The sequence below is a fragment of the Vibrio sp. 779(2023) genome, assembly GCF_033344285.1.
Lineage (GTDB): Bacteria > Pseudomonadota > Gammaproteobacteria > Enterobacterales > Vibrionaceae > Vibrio > Vibrio alginolyticus.
On the sequence record NZ_JAWPOM010000023.1, the window covers coordinates 38,211 to 54,906 of the forward strand.

The 16,696-nt window shown below is 44.9% G+C and carries 17 protein-coding genes; 7 read left to right on the forward strand and 10 right to left on the reverse strand.

Translation table 11 applies throughout. From position 1 onward, the window contains the following. Positions 1–10 precede the first annotated feature (10 nt). Positions 11–157: a DUF2256 domain-containing protein gene (locus R8O70_RS21125; protein WP_005374142.1), complete on the reverse strand. Its 147-nt coding sequence runs from the start codon at positions 155–157 to the stop codon at positions 11–13. 33 nt (positions 158–190) lie between these two features. Next, positions 191–1,333, reverse strand: coding sequence for a peptide-methionine (R)-S-oxide reductase MsrB (msrB, locus tag R8O70_RS21130; RefSeq protein WP_005374134.1), 1,143 nt, complete (start codon positions 1,331–1,333; stop codon positions 191–193). 202 nt (positions 1,334–1,535) lie between these two features. Between msrB and R8O70_RS21135 the strand changes: the two genes are divergently transcribed. Both R8O70_RS21135 and R8O70_RS21140 read left to right on the forward strand, forming a co-directional pair. Further along, on the forward strand, positions 1,536–1,934 hold the full coding sequence (locus tag R8O70_RS21135) for an OsmC family protein (protein ID WP_005374132.1): 399 nt from the start codon (positions 1,536–1,538) through the stop codon (positions 1,932–1,934). Positions 1,935–2,063: 129 nt separating this feature from the next. Next, on the forward strand, positions 2,064–2,624 hold the full coding sequence (locus tag R8O70_RS21140) for a sugar O-acetyltransferase (protein ID WP_053349374.1): 561 nt from the start codon (positions 2,064–2,066) through the stop codon (positions 2,622–2,624). Positions 2,625–4,188: 1,564 nt separating this feature from the next. On the opposite strand, the gene R8O70_RS21145 is transcribed toward R8O70_RS21140, so the two are convergent. The 4 genes from R8O70_RS21145 to R8O70_RS21160 form a co-directional block, all read right to left on the reverse strand. Beyond that, positions 4,189–4,371, reverse strand: a complete 183-nt coding sequence (locus R8O70_RS21145; protein WP_021035913.1) for a hypothetical protein — start codon at positions 4,369–4,371, stop codon at positions 4,189–4,191. A gap of 164 nt (positions 4,372–4,535) precedes the next feature. Beyond that, a complete protein-coding gene (locus R8O70_RS21150) occupies positions 4,536–5,222 on the reverse strand; it encodes a helix-turn-helix transcriptional regulator (RefSeq protein ID WP_005497912.1) in 687 nt (228 codons plus the stop codon). A gap of 47 nt (positions 5,223–5,269) precedes the next feature. Continuing rightward, complete coding sequence (locus tag R8O70_RS21155; RefSeq protein ID WP_005497913.1) at positions 5,270–5,584, reverse strand: hypothetical protein; 315 nt, start codon at positions 5,582–5,584, stop codon at positions 5,270–5,272. Between the two features lie 115 nt (positions 5,585–5,699). Beyond that, positions 5,700–6,623 carry a LysR family transcriptional regulator gene (locus R8O70_RS21160; protein WP_258624699.1) on the reverse strand — a complete coding sequence of 308 codons (924 nt, stop codon included), beginning with the start codon at positions 6,621–6,623 and terminating at the stop codon, positions 5,700–5,702. A 138-nt stretch (positions 6,624–6,761) separates the two neighbouring features. Between R8O70_RS21160 and yjjG the strand changes: the two genes are divergently transcribed. Then, complete coding sequence (gene yjjG / locus R8O70_RS21165) at positions 6,762–7,436, forward strand: pyrimidine 5'-nucleotidase (RefSeq protein ID WP_140293742.1); 675 nt, start codon at positions 6,762–6,764, stop codon at positions 7,434–7,436. 51 nt (positions 7,437–7,487) lie between these two features. Then, the gene (locus R8O70_RS21170) at positions 7,488–8,027 is read left to right on the forward strand and encodes an NUDIX domain-containing protein (RefSeq protein WP_017635078.1); all 540 of its coding nucleotides are present in this window, start codon (positions 7,488–7,490) and stop codon (positions 8,025–8,027) included. A 79-nt stretch (positions 8,028–8,106) separates the two neighbouring features. Here R8O70_RS21170 and R8O70_RS21175 read toward each other — a convergent pair whose 3' ends face one another. From R8O70_RS21175 to R8O70_RS21190, 4 genes are all read right to left on the reverse strand, one after another. Further along, on the reverse strand, positions 8,107–8,541 hold the full coding sequence (locus R8O70_RS21175) for a hypothetical protein (RefSeq protein ID WP_213866855.1): 435 nt from the start codon (positions 8,539–8,541) through the stop codon (positions 8,107–8,109). Between the two features lie 20 nt (positions 8,542–8,561). Next, positions 8,562–9,113: a YtfJ family protein gene (locus R8O70_RS21180; protein WP_213866856.1), complete on the reverse strand. Its 552-nt coding sequence runs from the start codon at positions 9,111–9,113 to the stop codon at positions 8,562–8,564. Between the two features lie 79 nt (positions 9,114–9,192). Then, positions 9,193–9,912 (reverse strand): carbonic anhydrase, encoded by a 720-nt coding sequence (locus R8O70_RS21185; RefSeq protein WP_225455343.1) that lies wholly within the window; start codon positions 9,910–9,912, stop codon positions 9,193–9,195. A gap of 78 nt (positions 9,913–9,990) precedes the next feature. Continuing rightward, complete coding sequence (locus R8O70_RS21190; RefSeq protein WP_318184345.1) at positions 9,991–11,334, reverse strand: OmpP1/FadL family transporter; 1,344 nt, start codon at positions 11,332–11,334, stop codon at positions 9,991–9,993. Positions 11,335–12,106: 772 nt separating this feature from the next. Here R8O70_RS21190 and R8O70_RS21195 point away from each other — a divergent pair. The 3 genes from R8O70_RS21195 to R8O70_RS21205 are packed head-to-tail and all read left to right on the forward strand — an operon-like array spanning position 12,107 to position 16,639. Continuing rightward, on the forward strand, positions 12,107–13,282 hold the full coding sequence (locus R8O70_RS21195; protein ID WP_053349367.1) for an efflux RND transporter periplasmic adaptor subunit: 1,176 nt from the start codon (positions 12,107–12,109) through the stop codon (positions 13,280–13,282). A gap of 1 nt (position 13,283) precedes the next feature. Beyond that, the gene (locus tag R8O70_RS21200; RefSeq protein ID WP_140348891.1) at positions 13,284–15,248 is read left to right on the forward strand and encodes a MacB family efflux pump subunit; all 1,965 of its coding nucleotides are present in this window, start codon (positions 13,284–13,286) and stop codon (positions 15,246–15,248) included. A 14-nt stretch (positions 15,249–15,262) separates the two neighbouring features. Further along, the gene (locus R8O70_RS21205; RefSeq protein WP_005374098.1) at positions 15,263–16,639 is read left to right on the forward strand and encodes an efflux transporter outer membrane subunit; all 1,377 of its coding nucleotides are present in this window, start codon (positions 15,263–15,265) and stop codon (positions 16,637–16,639) included. The last annotated feature ends 57 nt before the right edge of the window (positions 16,640–16,696 follow it).

Genomic DNA, 16,696 nt, shown 5'->3' on the forward strand with positions numbered 1-16,696 from the left:
TCGGAGTGACCTACGTTTTCGTTGATTTATTTCTTCGGCAACGCTCAGAACAATAAACGATTTCCTCCCAATTTCGCGCCCACTTCTTTCTCCAAGAAAATGGGCGCTGACAGACCGGACAGACTTTCATGGGAAGGTTGGATTTAAAACCTTTCATCGCGCTGAATGTTCACTCCTAATTTGGTTAAAACTACTTATCAAATAGGTACAGGTAATCGCCGTAGCCTAAACTCGCCATCTTGTTCACAGGTACAAATTTCATCGCAGCAGAGTTCATACAATAGCGTAATCCCGTCGGCTTCGGACCATCTTTAAACACATGACCTAGGTGTGAATCACCAAACTTACTGCGGATCTCCGTTCTAGGGTAGAGCAGTTTATAATCGGTTTTCTCCACGATGTAACCCGGGTTAATTGGTCGAGTAAAGCTTGGCCAACCTGTGCCAGATTTGTATTTATCAGTAGAAGAAAATAGCGGTTCACCGGTCACAATATCCACATAAATTCCCGCTTCTTTGTTGTCCCAGTATTCATTATCAAACGGACGCTCCGTGCCTTCTTCTTGCGTCACGTAATACTGTAGCTCTGTTAAGTTTGATTTGATTTCAGACTGAGCAGGTTTACTGTACGCTTTCACTTTCGAAAGCAGCTTTTTTTCTTCAATCAACTGTCGAAGTGTTTTAGGACTTTCTTTTCGATCTTCACCAAATACTTCGTCGAGATATTTATCGCGACCTGATGCGTAGCGGTAGTATTTGTACTTCAAGCTACTCTTCTTGTAGTAATCCTGATGGTACGACTCCGCAGGGTAAAACTTTTCAAACTCGATCAGCTCTGTTTTCAACGGTTTTGGATAGATCATCGCCTTGTCGATTTCCATCATAAACTGCTTAGCAATCTGCTTTTGCTCCGCATTATGGTAGAAGATCGCTGGACGGTATTGAGGACCACGGTCAACAAATGAACCTTTATCGTCGGTAGGGTCGATATGACGGAAGAAGTAGTCCAGCACTTGCTCGTAGTTCACGACAGCAGGATCGTACTTCACCTCAATCACTTCAATATGACCAGATTTACCAGAAGAGACTTGGCGGTAAGTCGGGTTTTCAATATGACCACCTGAATAACCTGATACAACATCGATTACGCCGGGCAGTTGCTCTAAATCCGATTCTGTACACCAGAAACAACCGCCAGCTAGCGTTGCGATTCTTGTATTCTCTGAAGCCTTCAGCTTATCCATCGTATCGGCGGTACCTGTTTTACTCAATAGTAGAAACAAGACTGGAAGTGCGAAGGAGAAACCGGCCAATAACTTAGACATATTCTTCATAGCTACCTCATCGTTATTTTTGTAGAAAGTGTTACTTAAATAAAAAGTGTTACGTATAGAGAAAGGTAACCGAGCGAAAAAATTACAGTAATGTTGAAAATTCCGTTGCCCTTTTATGCGATAGAGCTAAAGTATCGACAAGAAACATACCGCTAGTAAGGGCAACGATGCCTTGAATGAGCGATGCTAAATGAGGTAAATCATGCAAGCTGAAGTTAAATGGATAGAAGATTTTAAATTCCTTGGGCAATCTCAGTCGGGCCACTCCGTAGTGATGGATGGCAATGGTGGTGCAACCGCACCAAGCCCAATGGAAATGGTACTAATGGCTGCTGGTGGCTGTAGCTCTGTCGATGTTGTTGATGGTTTGAAAACAGCAGGCCAAAAGGTTTCGTCAGTTAATGCCAAGCTAACCACAGAGCGTCGTGAAACCGCACCGCGTATCTTTACGCAAGTGAATATCCACTTTGAAGTGTCAGGTGACGAGCTTGACCCAGAAGTCGTAGCAAAAGTGGCGGCTGACTCGCTAGAAAAATACTGCTCGGTTTGCTTAATGCTAGGCGAAGGTGTTGAGATGACCCACAGTTGGGAAATTGTGTAAGTTGACAGACTCCACAAAATATAAAAACAGGAAAGAGAAAAGTCCGGGCTTTTCTCTTTTTTTATTTCGCAGTTCACGTACCTTGTGAAGAATCTGAAAGCAGTAATTGCAGGTTGTAGGAGTCTTCCAGTGACAGAACTAGAAAAAATGATGTCTGGCCAGGTCTTTGATGGCATGGACAAAGAAATTGACGCCATTAGAAGCCATGCTCTTCAAGCACTTAGAGCACTTAATAATAACACCGACGAAAGTCAGCGCGACGAATTGCAAAAGCAGCTATTTGGCAAGGTAGGCCGTTGTATTGTCCAGTCCCCTTTTCATTGTGAATTTGGTAAGACCATCGAAATAGGTGAAGAAACCTTTATCAACATGAACGTGGTCATGCTCGATGGTGCCAAAATTACCATCGGGAACCACGTGCTCATTGGACCGAGCGTGCAATTTTATACCGCTTCTCATTCTGTTGATTACCGCAGTCGCCGACGTTGGGAAACGTTTTGTAAACCCATCACGATTGAAGATGATGTGTGGATTGGCGGTAACTCCGTTATTAACCAAGGTGTAACAGTTGGCGCTCGCTCGGTGATTGCAGCGAACTCGGTAGTCAACCATGATGTGCCGCCAGATTGTCTATACGGAGGCACGCCAGCTAAGTTGATTCGTCGTCTCAACGAAGAAGAATTATTGTAAGAGAGCAAGCGTCGTTGTGACAATTATATAGCTTTCGAGAAGAATATAGCTTATTCGAGTTACATTAAGCCCAAATAAGCTATTTCTACATTATTCAACTTCAAAGTTTCAACTTGAACTTGAAAAACAATAAGGTATTAAGGGTTTAAACTATCTACTAATGCGAGTATTCCAGCTGAAGAGAATACGACTATCAGCATAGAGGAGTTTATAATAATTATTCCTATTAATAGAATTGATAGTGAGCGGTACCATCTAGGCACTTCTTTGGAGATATCGGGTAACTTTCGTTTTTTACCTGAGCTAGGTTGGACGATTAAACGAACAAACATCAATGTTCGGAAAAATGCGTAAGGCCATCCCGTAAATAGAGCTAGTTCGAAAGTGTTAAAATAAGGTTCTGTAAAGTAACTATTGACAACTTTTTTTTGCATTAAAATATGCATGATACCTATAAATAATGTCTGGAGAAAAATAATCAATATTCCAGAAAACATTAAGTATCCAATAATATTCCAAACTAATTGCATATGGCACCCAAGCTTGTCTTTGAAACTAAGTCAGGCTGAGAGCCTAAGTTGTTGTATGTAAGCACAGCTGCTTTACCGGAGGCGTACCCAATAGCGGTAGTACCGGCAGCGAGTACAATGGCAGTCCCCCAGTCAATAGGGTTTGATACTAAAAATAGACCGACTAACGCGCTGGTACCCATTCCTACAGCTGTGCTAGTTATTGACTCAACAAAAATTTCATTCTTCTCATGTTGGTCTTGTGTATTCGCAATCTGAATGCAGGAAGCCGTTAGACCAACACATACTAAAACATGTCCGCCAACTTTAGATGCTTGAGCTATTTTATTCAGTTTTTCGGCTTGTTTAACTATATGAGCATTCGCAGGTAACCCTCCACTTCGAGCTATGCGAATAGACTCGTAAGCTTTTTATTATCAAGTGATAAATTTAGCCTTTCATATGGAGCACCATACATGTTTAATATAATTGATGATAAGTTATCATGAGTTTTTATTTTATACTCAAATAATCCCGACACAGAGCACCTCTAGCTAATAATTTGTTTGTGCAGATACTAACAAAAAACTATATTTAAAAAGGTTTATTTTTTGCATTCTAGACTTTCATTTTAAAAAGTTACAAATTAGCTGATGTATTTATTATTTTTATGAAATTGTTAATGTGATTTTTTACATTTAAAGTGTGATATTAAACTTGGTTGGATAAGTGAAGGTCATACATGATTTACTAGTGATAAAAAACCTGCGATAAAAAATACAAGTGCTAACATTGTAGAGTTTATGATAATTACCCATATTATTATGAAGGATAATAGGCGGTACCACCTAGGCACCTCTTGGGATACATCAGGTAACTTTCGCTTTTCACCTGAGCTAGGTTGAACGATTAAACGAACAAACATCAATGTTCGGAAAAATGCTTAAGGCCAACCTCCAAATATGGTTGGTCGTGTATAAAATTGATAACGTGTAATGGCGAGATGTAAGCCTTGCACAACTAACAAAGGTTGGTTAAACAAGGCTAATAATCGGTTATGGATGAATAACGATTTGTTGCTCCTCTGTCATCACAAGTGTCGCTTTGCTTTGTTCGATAAGTTGGGCAGCATAAGAAGGGGTAACGGCCTGCATATCACCTTTAGATCGAAGAGTTAAAGACTCCCACGCTTGATCTCGATATTTCCCTGCTTGGGTGTATTGAATCAGTACTTTCATAGCTTCACGCTCCGGTGTGGTTGACGTGCTACTTAAGTTAACGATCTTAGGTTGGTTGCGCATCTGTTAAAAATGAAACATTAGTTTAACTAAATGTGCCTTTCCAAATATCTCGCATTGAGCAGAGCAATGTAGAATCCTTGTGATGGAAGGATGAAGAACACTCAATCTTTCGATTCATACTGCGCAATATAATGTTTGAGAGATTTGGTTTCCGCACTCTGAAACTCTTCATCGTGCATACGCAGTGCTTGGATACGGTCGAGGCGGAACTGGCGATAGTCATCGCGCAATTCGCACCAGGCGACCAGCGTCCAGACTTTGCCCCAAAAGAACTGGCCTAACGGTTGGATTTTTCTCTCGGTCACCTGTCCGCTTTCATCTTGGTAATCCAAACTGACCTTAAACTGATGATCAATCGCGTGGCGCAGAAGCTGCCCTCGTTTGGCAGTCTCGGATTGGGTGTGATAATCGGGCACAATCAGCGGACAATCTTCCACTTGTTGTTTGAGCTTATCTGGCAATACCGAAAGTATTTTGGTGGACGCAGAGTGAGACGCTTCGGCGAGTTCGGCGTCCGACCAGGCTCGAACCATCCGCATACCCAGTTCAAGCGCCATCATCTCCTTTTCTGAGAACATCAAAGGTGGCAGATGAGAGCCAGCTTGCAACAGGTAGCCGACACCTGCTTCACCTTGAATCGGAACACCAGAACTGAGCAACGACTGAATATCGCGATAAATCGTACGTTCGCTGACTTCCATTCTTTCTGCGAGCTCTTTCGCTGTCACGGCGTAACGCTTTGCGCGCAGAAGCGTCAGTAGCTCAAACAGTCGTTCTGATTTGCTCATGATGTTCCTTATCTAGACCTACTGGTTGTTAGTGGTAGTGTGGCTGATTACTTCTCTAGCTCACTGCACATTTTTAAGTTGTGATGTTTAAGCTCGAAGCTTTCGCAGTCAATCATCGATAACAGAGGCTGAAATTCAACGGCTTGCTTAATCTGTTTTCCCGCCTGTTTTGCATCGTCCATTGAACGCCAGTAAATGATGTCTGTCCACACATCGTCCGTCGCTTCGTGACTGAGCGATCGGTACAAAAAGCCCGGCAGATTCTTCACAAACGTTTGTGACTGTTTGGCAGCAGCGATCACGTCTTGCTCTGTTGTGCCTGCGGTTAGACGAAATTGCACAGTTTCGATAACGGTTTCCATATTGTGATTCCTTATTGGTTTTGGCGGATTGCCTGTTGAGTTCCAAATAAGGTTACGCGGATGGAATGTCAGAACATGTCAGTAGTGAAATCTCACTCACTTATCATCAATATGGTTATTTTTCTGGGCTGTTGTAACGATCCCAGTAAGGTAAATCTGTGCCGAGTTTTTCGCTGATAAAATCGATAAAGGCTCTTACTTTCAACGGCATGTGCTTGCGCTCAGGGAACACCGCATAAATGGCGTGTTCTGGTAGAGAATACTCTTCCATCACCGGTTTTAGATTTCCTGCGGTAAAGTCTCTTCCTGCAATAAATGTTGGCAGTTGCGCAATGCCCGAACCTCTTAACAGCAACTGGCGAATGGCTTCGCTGTTATTGACGATAAAGTTTCCTTTTGGAAGTACCTTGTATTCGCTGCCGTTGTTGATGAACATCCATTCGACGCCGCCACGGAAATAGGAGTAGCGCAGGCAGTTGTGACCGACTAAATCACTTGGTTTTTGTGGTGTTCCAAACTCCTCTAAGTAATCTGGTGAGGCACAAAGCACACTTTTACAAGGGGCGAGACGTTTTGCGATTAGATTGGAAGAGGTGAGTTCACCAATACGGATCCCCAAATCAAAACCGTCTTTAACCAAATCGACCATTTTGTCTTCGAGGTTTAAATCCACTTCAATTTTCGGGTAACGAGCGAGAAACTCGCTGATCAAAGGCGCGATATGCAGCACACCGAAAGACATCGGCACGGTAATTTTGAGCCGACCTTGTGGAGAGCCTTGCAGTTCAGATACCGCGTCTACGCCTTGCTGGGCCAGATTGAGCGCTTGAGAAGCGTACTCAAAATAGCGTTCTCCCGCTTCGGTCAGGCTCAGCTTACGCGTAGTTCGGTTAAGGAGACGAATGCCCAAATCGTCTTCTAGTTGGTTGATGCGTTTGCTGATCGCCGATTTCGTCAGATTCAGCTGTTTGGCCGCAAGGGAAAAGCTGCCGCATTCGACAACAGCAACAAAAACGGGCAGGGAGGCAATCGCGTTCATATCAATCTCCTATTATCGTGAAGCATTTATTGTTGAGCACAAGGATACAATTAATTTCCAATTATAGAGATTATCTTCAAGAAGAAAACAATCTAGACTATGCACCAGTATTACGACCTTGATTTTGGGAAGAAGAAAATGAAGTACGATTGGATCCTGTTTGACGCTGACGAAACCTTATTCCACTTTGATGCTTTCAAAGGTTTGCAGCTTATGTTTTCTCGCAAAGGCGTAGATTTTACTGAACAAGATTTTGCTCATTACCAAACCGTAAACAAACCGCTTTGGGTGGATTACCAAGACGGCAAAGTAACGGCAGATGAGCTAAAACATAAGCGTTTTATCGAGTGGGCTGAGAAGCTGAATACCACAACAGCAGATCTCAATAGCGCATTTTTAGAAGCAATGGCCGATATTTGCAGCTTGTTGCCAGGTGCAAAAGAGCTGATGGAAGCGCTGCAAGGCAAAGCCAAAATGGGCATCATCACCAACGGTTTTACAGAGTTGCAAGCAATTCGCCTTGAGCGCACAGGGATGACTGAGTACTTCGATAAAGTGGTGATCTCTGAACAAGTGGGCGTAGCAAAACCGGACTTAGGTATTTTTGAATACGCGATGCAGCAAATGGGCAACCCATGCAAAACGCGCGTACTGATGGTGGGTGACAACCTGCATTCCGATATTCTGGGTGGTAATAATTTTGGTATTGAAACTTGCTGGTTAAATACCACAGGCGCAAGCGTCGATGAGCGTATCGCACCAAATTACACCGTTGAGTCTTTGAGTGAACTAAAGAACATTTTGGTGGCGTAACCGAATCGGGTATTATTCCGTAGTAACCCTCAGAAAAATCAAGGAATAATCATGTCAGATATCAAACAGCTAGACAGCAAAGTCGTTTACCAGAATAAGTGGATGACGGTGCGTGAGGACAAAATTTTACGTCCGAGCGGCGCAGAGGGCATCTATGGTGTGGTCGACAAACCTGATTGTGCTGCGATTCTGGCTATCGATAACGGGATGATTCACTTGGTTCAGCAGTACCGTTACACCGTAGGTCAACGTTGTTGGGAGATCCCACAAGGGGCGTGGGAATCAAACCCAGATGCGGATCATCTTGAGCTTGCCAAAGGCGAGCTGCGTGAAGAAACGGGCATGCAGGCGAGCGCTATGGCGTATGTCGGCGCGCAGTTTATCGCATACGGCTTTTTGAATCAGACATGTCACGTCTACTTCGCCACTGATTTAACGGACGTGGGCAATCAACTCGACAGTGAAGAAGAGGATTTGATCACTCGCGCTTTTTCTGTTGAGGAGTTCGAACAGATGATGATCGACGGCACGATCAAAGATTGTGTCACCATCGCCGCTTATGGTTTGGCGAAGCTGAAGAAATTCATTTAGTTATCCATGACGATTTTTTAGTGAAAACAGCGGCCTAGTGCCGCTGTTTTTAGTTTGGGTGAGCTCGTTGAGCCATTGCTTACTCGTCGATTTTCTTACCTAAGATTTCCACTTGCGCTTTTTTGGTCACCCCCGCGACTTGCAGCGCAGTGCTGCCAACCGATTCATAGTTCAACTCGATTTTGTCTAACTTCGCGTTATCTTTTGTTGGTAGGCTTAAACTTCTTGATGACATGCCTTTAGTCAGAACACCTAAACTGTCGAACGTCTTTTCCTGACCATCTTTCATGATTACTTTAACGCTTTTCAGATCGACCGTACCTTGCGTACATTTGATTTTGATGTGGCTAAAACGAGCGTTAGCAAATGGGGACAGTGGATTGACTGTGTCGGTTTCCGATTTAAAACTGACGGTCTTATCTGCAATCTTATCCCAATTGTTGTCTCCTGCAACCGATTGGAAAGAAGCTACAGCCGCTAAAAGACAGAGTGCGATGGTGTTGAACAGTTTCATAGCTTTTCCTTACCTTAGGTTTAGATATTCTGTTTAATCAGTTCGATGACGTGTGTGACTTCGTCTTGAGTTAAAGCCCCTTCTTTGACGAATAAAATTTCGCCTTGTTTATTTTGTACGATAATCGCAGAACTTTCTTGCTGTAGATCCCAAGTTGTTGCTAATACGCCATTTTTGTCTAACACCATGGAAGACCAAGAGAATGTCTTTTTGCTGTCCTCTGCCGACGATTTAACAAATGTACCGGCTCCCCAAATGGCGTCTTCTTGGTTGATCACGGTTGTGGTCTGATACTGATCTTCAGGAAAGTGAGCGGCAGTGATTGCTGACATCAGCGGCGCGTTCATCTCTTTGGCTTTACTACGACCTGCAATGGCTTGTATCACACGGACTTTGCCTAACATCTGCTGAGTTGCCCAAGGTTGATAAGCCACATCGTCTCCTTGCAGCGTCATTTCGCCATAGGTATCAATGCTGACGGAAGGGGTGGTTTGACCGACAGAAAGGTTATGAGAGAAGGCGAATGTCGGGGCGAGTGCGAGTAAGAGTGACAGAACAGATGGAGTTTTCATTGGGGGTTCCTGTAACGAAGTGAGGTTAGAGCGAATCAAAATAAGGGGCAAATACGATGCCCCTTATCGGATGTGGCGTTTAGTTAGAAAGTACAACGCGCGCATTTAGCGGTTGCAGCGGACGATTGTTTTGTCCCATGACTTCCATCAGTTTCGCGGCTTGATCTTTGGATAAGGTTTGAGTGTCTTTAAGCACAAACCAGCGCACACCTTCTGAACATGGCGGTGTGGTTAAAGAGCCGTTAAATCGATAGTGGTTTGCAGTTTTTGGCAGTAAGTCGTTAATCTCAAACGTATCTTTAAAGAACGTGGTTTGATTCTCTTGTGGGATTGCGTTGATCAGTTTAGACAGTGCTGCGTTTTGATCGCCAGCATCAAACATCACCGAAATTACCGCCAACTCGCCGTCTGCGTTGGCGTGTACAAAGTGCGCTTCAAGTGGATATTGGCGGCCTTTGATTTGGTTTTCTGATGGTGTGTGGAAATGGAACTGTTGCAGCTCGAACGTCTCGCCATCGATGGTGAAGCTGTTACGTCCGTTCACTTGCGCTTGCAGCGTATGACCATTGTTGGTTAAACCAATGACCTGACCAGTGTACGAAAGGTTCAGTGCTTCCAGTTTTGCATCGGCTGGGTTGTCGATGTTGATTGGGCTTTGGTTTTTCGTGGTTGCGCAGTCTTTGGCGATTTTTCCCCAGTGCTCTGGCCCGTGTTTGTCATTGCCATAGCCCCATTCCGAAGCCTGAGCTGCGCTTAGAGTGAGAAGTGAGAGTGAAAAAGAAAGTAGTGTTTTGTTCATAATAATGTCTCTGTTCGGTCGCTTCGATAAGCGTTGTTACAAGGCAATGACCTAGAGGTTTGATCACTGCCTGACAAATTAGAAACGGTGGCTGAGTTGGGCACCAATTAGGAACGCATTTGAATGGGTCACGCCCGTCACCATAGGTGCAGGAACACCTTCATACGCGTACTCTTCTACGTTGACATCTTCACCAATCAAGTACGTCATGCCGATGTCAACCGTGGTATCTGATGACCATTGGTAAGATGCGCCCGCAGATAACCAGTGACGGTTCGAACCTGGAATAGAAAGCGAAGTCAGCTCATCGACAGGTGTTTTGTCGAACATGTAACCCGTGCGAAGTGTCCAACGTTCATTGGCGTACCAAGTCGCACCGATGGAGTAGTGCGCGGAGTCTTGCCACTGAAAATCTTTTAGCAACTGATCATCAGCTTTCAAGCTGTCAAATGCTGACCAACCAATCCACTGCACAGAATAGTGCAGGGCAAATTTAGGTAAGACGCGGTGATAACCGGAAAACTCCGCAATATCCGGTAGCGGCATAGCAAGCGAGTCGTACGATTCGCCAGCAAAGTGGATGTCGCCCTTGGCATCTATGTTAGGGCTGTGCTTGTAGCTTAAACCTAAGCGATGACGTTCGTTAAACTCGTACATCATGCCAATGTTCGCGCCAAGCCCAATGCCGCCAGCTTCCACATCAAGTGCGTTGCCTTTTACGGATCCACAGCGTTGTTCTAGTTCGTTTCCAAGTATGTTCCCACCAACGCAAACACCCACGTCCATATCGCGGTACAGCTCACCAGAGCCGTAAATCACATCAATACCACCACCGATACTAAAACGGTCGTTCACCTTGTATGCCAAGCTTGCGCCAAGGTTGACACTCGCTACGCTGGTGACACCGCCAAAAACAGGTGCGCCATAGTTTGGTTTAAACTCCATGTCGGTTCCGAAGTTGGAATATGCCGATAAGCCTAGATACCAGTCGTCGTTGATAGGGTGAATAAAGTAAAAATTGGGTACAACGGCTGGTTGACCAACGCCATCGACGTCATCAATGTCGGTCACGGTTTGAGAGAAGGACGGGGTAATGTCAACTTGAGGGGACGGAGGAAAACCGCCCATACCAACATTGACATCTGCATTAATGTTAGCTCGATGATATTGCGCATTTTTAACGGTAACGTCAGGTTTGACGTAAGTGACACCGAACGATAAGGCATTTTGTTTAAACAGCGTCATCGCTGCGGCGTTTCGGCTGACTATAGACGCATTATCACCAATGACGGCATCACCAGCAAAAGCACGACCAAGACCCGTCGCCGAATGTTCGTTAATTTGAAAACCACCGGCATACGCCGTCGAGGAGGCTAACCCGATTAATAAATAAATCGGTGAAAGAGTTAATTGTCGCTGCATGTTTTTCTCATGAATTAATTAGAAGTTGTATTGCAACTAAAATTAGTAAAATAAACAAATCTGACCAGTGTATTTGGGAGTAAAACTAACAGTGTGCTGACAATAAGTAAATTTAACTTAATAAATATTTATTGTTGAATTTATTAATGCTTCATGGCGTGAATATAGTAGTTATTTTAAGTGTAAATTAAACCCTGAACCTCTATTTTTATTTTTGCAGTATTACTTCTCTATTTTTATTGTGCTGACTGTTCCCTAACAAATAGAGGGAAATCCAGCGATAAAGTGTCCGTGATGGAAACTCTGAGTCATTTGTATTTCCATTGCATCCCAACGTTGGTAGTTCGAATCAGCAAGAGAACTATCGTTTTAAACCCACATGACACACCCCTCTCGGTCTTACCTGTGTTATGTGGGTATTTTTTATTTAACTTGCCACTTAACTCCTCTTGAAATTCAATAATTAAAAATGGCCATAATGAAATTTTAATGGATTGCATATTGAATAAGTTAAGATTTTTACTGGTTTGTTGGTATTTAAAAGTTTTGTTTATAATACTTATAACTTGAATTTCTATATTAGAAATGGTCTTTGCTATACGTATTGAATAATAAAGTTTTGAAGTGACTATAATATCTCTGATTTTTCACGTTAGTGAAGTTATTCATTCAGTTTCTTGACGTTAATTTACCTATCTTTACGTCTCGTACCCTGTACGGCTAAGACAAATAGCAGTATAAAATCAAAACGATTATTTACTTCACTCCTGCTATGAAACTCAATAAAAAATGGCTCGTTTTGTGTGGCCTACTTGCTATTGGTGCTGGTGGTTATCATTATCTGCAACGTCCAGAACCCATTTCTCCTTACGCGACAGAAGTCGTTCGCAAAGGCAATATCGAAAAGGCGGTATTAGCTAACGGCATGTTGCAAGCGTCCAAATTGGTGAATGTAGGTGCGCAAGTATCTGGGCAAATTCAACGCCTCGCTGTGAACTTAGGGGATGAGATAAAACAGGGGGACTTGATTGCACAGATTGACAGCCTGACTCAGCAAAACAGCCTCAAAGAAGCCCAAGCGTCTCTTAATAGTCTCAACGCTCAGTACCAGGCTAAGCAAGCGCAGATTAAACAAGCAAACTATGAATACGTGCGCCAAAAAGGCATGTTGGCAGCGAAAGCGAGCTCACGAGCTGATTACGAGAATGCCGAAGCGACGCTCGCCATCTACAAAGCCGAGTTAGCGCAACTGGATGCCGAAATCGAGAAAGCCAAAATCAACGTCGACAATGCGCAGTTAGATCTCGGTTACACCACCATCAACGCACCGATGGATGGCACGGTGGTCTACACCGCGGTGGAAGAAGGACAAACCGTAAACGCCAATCAAACCACGCCAACTATTATCGAGTTAGCCAAGCTAGATACGATGACGGTGAAAGCCGAAATTTCGGAAGCCGATGTGATTTTTGTTCACCCAGGCCAAATGGCGCTGTTCACCATTTTAGGCAAACCGAATCAGCAGTTTAAAGGCACACTGCGCGCCATTGAGCCGGGGCCAACCATCATGGATGGCGATGACAGCGATTTGAGCATTTCAGATAGCGACGCCATTTACTACAACGCTGTATTTGATGTGAAGAACCCGCAAGGTATTTTGCGCATCGGCATGACTGCGCAAGTTTCGATTGTCCTTGAGCAATCGGAAAATACCTTGATTGTCCCTTCACAAGTGCTGCAAAAATCTGGCGGCAAAGGCAACTATACCGTGCCAGTGCTTGAACAGGGCCAAGTGGTGGAAAAGCCCGTGACAGTGGGTATTAACAACAAAGTGAACGCAGAAATTCTCTCAGGTTTGAAGGAGGGCGACCAAGTTGTTCTTGGCAATGCTATGGACGGAGAATCATCAAGCCGAGGTGATCGTCGTCGATCTCCAATGAGGTTCTAAGATGAGTGACGTGCTTTTAAAAGTTGAGGATTTAACTCGGCGTTTTGTCTCTGGCGACGAGTCGCTTACTGTGTTGAACCACATTAATTTAGAGATAAAACGCGGTGAAATGGTCGCGATCGTGGGTGCATCGGGCTCAGGTAAATCGACGCTGATGAATGTGCTCGGCTGCTTGGATAAACCGTCCAGCGGTCGATACTTCATTAATGGGCAAGATGTCTCGACGTTGGAATCCGACCAACTGGCGGAACTGCGCCGCGAGTATTTTGGCTTTATATTTCAGCGTTACCATCTGCTGGGGGATTTAACCGCGGTGGCAAATGTGGAAGTACCAGCGGTTTACGCGGGAGTTCCTCATCGTCAAAGAACGGAGCGAGCGCAGTCGTTATTGGCACGCTTAGGGCTGGAAGATCGTTTGACCCACAAGCCCAGCCAACTGAGTGGTGGCCAGCAACAGCGCGTGAGTGTTGCTCGTGCACTGATGAACGGTGGTGAGGTGATTCTCGCTGATGAGCCCACTGGCGCATTAGATAGTCACAGTGGGCAAGAGATGATGGCACTGCTTAAAGAGTTGCATCAACTTGGGCATACGATCATCTTAGTGACTCATGATATGAACGTGGCGAACTTTGCGGATCGCATCATTGAAATCAAAGATGGTGAAATCATTGCAGATACGCCAAATGCACAAGTTGTAATCAATGAACAAGCAGCAAATACACCGAGCGCGTCTTTTCATCGCCCAGCGCAAGCCGCCAGTAAGTGGTGGAAGTGGGACAGTTTTATTGACGCGCTCAAAATGGCGCTGCTGGCGATGTCTAGCCACAGAATGCGCACGTTTTTGACCATGCTCGGCATCATTATTGGTATAGCCTCGGTGGTTTCCGTGGTGGCACTAGGTAATGGTTCACAACAGCAAATTTTGTCGAATATTTCATCCATGGGAACAAACACCATTGATGTCAGGCCGGGCAAAGGGTTTGGTGACCGCCGCTCCGGACGAGTGAAAACGCTAACCGCCGACGATGCTAAATCGTTGGAGAGTCTACCTTTTGTCGACAGTGTCACGCCGTCTTTATCCAACAGTTTAACCGTGCGTTACGCCAATCAGGATGCAACCGCGTCTGTGGAAGGGGTTGGGGAAGATTATTTCCGTGTGCGCGGTTATGAGATCGCCAAAGGTCAGTTTTGGGATGAAGAGAGCGTGAACTCACTCGCGCAAGAAGCAGTGATTGATGACAACACTAGAAAGGAAATGTTTGCGGATAGAAATCCGATTGGTGAAGTGATTTTTCTAGGTTCATTGCCAGTGCGTATTGTGGGTGTCACGCAGAAAAAAGAAGACGCGTTTGGCAACAGCGACGCGCTGAAAATTTGGGTGCCATACACCACCATGTCGGGACGAATGATGGGACAACGCTACCTCAACGGCATTACTGTACGGATTGATGAGAACGCCCCAAGCGCAGCGGTAGAACAGAGCATCATCAACTTGTTAAAAATGCGTCACGGTACAGAAGATTTCTTCACGATTAACACTGACACCATTCGTCAGAGCATCGAGAAAACCACCGCCACCATGACGTTACTGATCTCAGCGATTGCGGTGATCTCCCTAATTGTCGGCGGAATTGGTGTAATGAACATCATGTTGGTGTCGGTGACAGAGCGCACGAAAGAGATCGGTGTGCGAATGGCTGTGGGTGCGCGGCAAGCGGATATTTTGCGTCAGTTTTTGATTGAAGCGGTATTAGTGTGTTTGTGTGGTGGCATTGCTGGTATTGGCTTGGCGTTTTTGATTGGTTTTGCATTCAGTACATCTGGTAGCGGCTTCCAAATGATTTACTCGATGAACTCGATCATCTGGGCGTTTATTTGCTCAACGTTGATTGGCATCGCCTTCGGCTTTTTACCCGCTCGCAATGCCGCCAAACTCGATCCGATAGAAGCGCTAGCGAGAGACTAAAAATGAGTAACACAATGAAATTCAAAACTCGATTGGTCGCGGCTGCCTTAAGCGCAGTGTGGTTGTCAGGTTGTGGTTCGCTTATGCGTAGCGACTATCAAGCTCCTGAGGTGCAAGTGCCTGCAAATTGGCAACAGATGCATGTTGCGGGTGATGTCAGTATGGATCCTTGGTGGTTGGCGTTTAACGACCCAACGCTTAATCAATACATTACTCAGGTGTTGGCTCAAAACAACGATTTGACGCTGGCAACGCTAACGCTAAAGAAAGCGCGTTTACAGCTGGGTTTAGCGCAAGATGACCTTTTCCCTACGTTGAGTTCTTCCACATCAGGACAAGTTCAAAAATCTCTTGATAGCGGGGAATCGGCAGATAGCTACAGCACTAACTTGTCCGTCAATTACGAGTTGGATTTGTGGGGAAAAATCTCGGCAGACGTTGACCAAGCCAAGTGGACGGCGATGGCAAGTCAACAAGATCGCGAGGCGACCGCACAAAGTTTGGTGGCAACGACGGCATCGTTATATTGGCAAATCGGCTATCTAAAACAGCGCTTAAACCTCAGTCAGCGTAATGTGGAAGACGCAGCTCAAACGCTACAATTGATTGAAAAACAGTACCAACTTGGCGCTGTGGATCAGTTAGATGTGCTTGAAGCCAAACGTACGTTGGCAAGCTTACAAGCGCAGCAAAGTGAGTTTGAACAGAGTTTACTTGAGGCAAACAACGCCTTTGCGATTTTGTTCAATCAACCGCCGAAGAGCATCAGTGCAAACATCCAAATGCTGCCTGAAGGCGATATGCCATCGTTGAGTGTTGGTGCTCCGTCTGATTTATTGATCCGCAGACCCGACATTAAAGCAGCGATTTATGACGTCAAAGCCGCGCTAGCAAATAAAGACGCAGCAGATTTGGACTATTTGCCTAAGCTGACGCTCACTGGGGCTTTGGGTGGATCGTCACAAGCGCTCAAAGATCTGCTTTCCAACCCGATCGGCAGTTTAGGTGCGGATATGACGCTACCGTTTTTGCAGTGGAATGAGATGAAAAACAGCCAAGCCATTGCCGATTTAGACTATCAATCGGCCATTGTGAGCTATCGCCAAGTGTTGTACGCCGCCTTCCAAGATGTCGAAAATGCCTTGTCAGCACGAGAAAAATTGAAGTATCAAGCTGCGCGTTTACAAGAGCAATATGATGCCGCAAGTGCCGCTGAGTCCATTTATGCTGCGCGGTATCAGTATGGCTCGACATCGATCATGGACTATTTGAATGCCCAAGAAGACACCAGAAACGCGCAAGCTTCTTTGTTGGAGAACCGTTACAACCAGTTTCTCACTCAGGTTACGCTTTACCAGTCTTTAGGAGGAACCGACATTGCGCCGTTGTAATTAGGGGTCAGCGCACACTAGCGAAGCGCCATGCAACAAAGCCTTTTTTGAAGGTAT

Bases quoted from the DNA above. Each gene is read 5' to 3' on its own strand.
- R8O70_RS21155 (WP_005497913.1), bottom strand. From the start codon at position 5,584: ATGGAAACCGTTATCGAAACTGTGCAATTTCGTCTAACCGCAGGCACA.
- R8O70_RS21205 (WP_005374098.1), top strand. From the start codon at position 15,263: ATGAAATTCAAAACTCGATTGGTCGCGGCTGCCTTAAGCGCAGTGTGG.
- R8O70_RS21190 (WP_318184345.1), bottom strand. From the start codon at position 11,334: ATGCAGCGACAATTAACTCTTTCACCGATTTATTTATTAATCGGGTTA.
- yjjG (WP_140293742.1), top strand. From the start codon at position 6,762: ATGAAGTACGATTGGATCCTGTTTGACGCTGACGAAACCTTATTCCAC.
- R8O70_RS21195 (WP_053349367.1), top strand. From the start codon at position 12,107: ATGAAACTCAATAAAAAATGGCTCGTTTTGTGTGGCCTACTTGCTATT.
- R8O70_RS21175 (WP_213866855.1), bottom strand. From the start codon at position 8,541: ATGAAACTGTTCAACACCATCGCACTCTGTCTTTTAGCGGCTGTAGCT.
- R8O70_RS21200 (WP_140348891.1), top strand. From the start codon at position 13,284: ATGAGTGACGTGCTTTTAAAAGTTGAGGATTTAACTCGGCGTTTTGTC.
- R8O70_RS21160 (WP_258624699.1), bottom strand. From the start codon at position 6,623: ATGAACGCGATTGCCTCCCTGCCCGTTTTTGTTGCTGTTGTCGAATGC.
- R8O70_RS21125 (WP_005374142.1), bottom strand. From the start codon at position 157: ATGAAAGGTTTTAAATCCAACCTTCCCATGAAAGTCTGTCCGGTCTGT.
- R8O70_RS21145 (WP_021035913.1), bottom strand. From the start codon at position 4,371: ATGAAAGTACTGATTCAATACACCCAAGCAGGGAAATATCGAGATCAA.
- R8O70_RS21180 (WP_213866856.1), bottom strand. From the start codon at position 9,113: ATGAAAACTCCATCTGTTCTGTCACTCTTACTCGCACTCGCCCCGACA.
- R8O70_RS21135 (WP_005374132.1), top strand. From the start codon at position 1,536: ATGCAAGCTGAAGTTAAATGGATAGAAGATTTTAAATTCCTTGGGCAA.
- msrB (WP_005374134.1), bottom strand. From the start codon at position 1,333: ATGAAGAATATGTCTAAGTTATTGGCCGGTTTCTCCTTCGCACTTCCA.
- R8O70_RS21170 (WP_017635078.1), top strand. From the start codon at position 7,488: ATGTCAGATATCAAACAGCTAGACAGCAAAGTCGTTTACCAGAATAAG.
- R8O70_RS21150 (WP_005497912.1), bottom strand. From the start codon at position 5,222: ATGAGCAAATCAGAACGACTGTTTGAGCTACTGACGCTTCTGCGCGCA.
- R8O70_RS21185 (WP_225455343.1), bottom strand. From the start codon at position 9,912: ATGAACAAAACACTACTTTCTTTTTCACTCTCACTTCTCACTCTAAGC.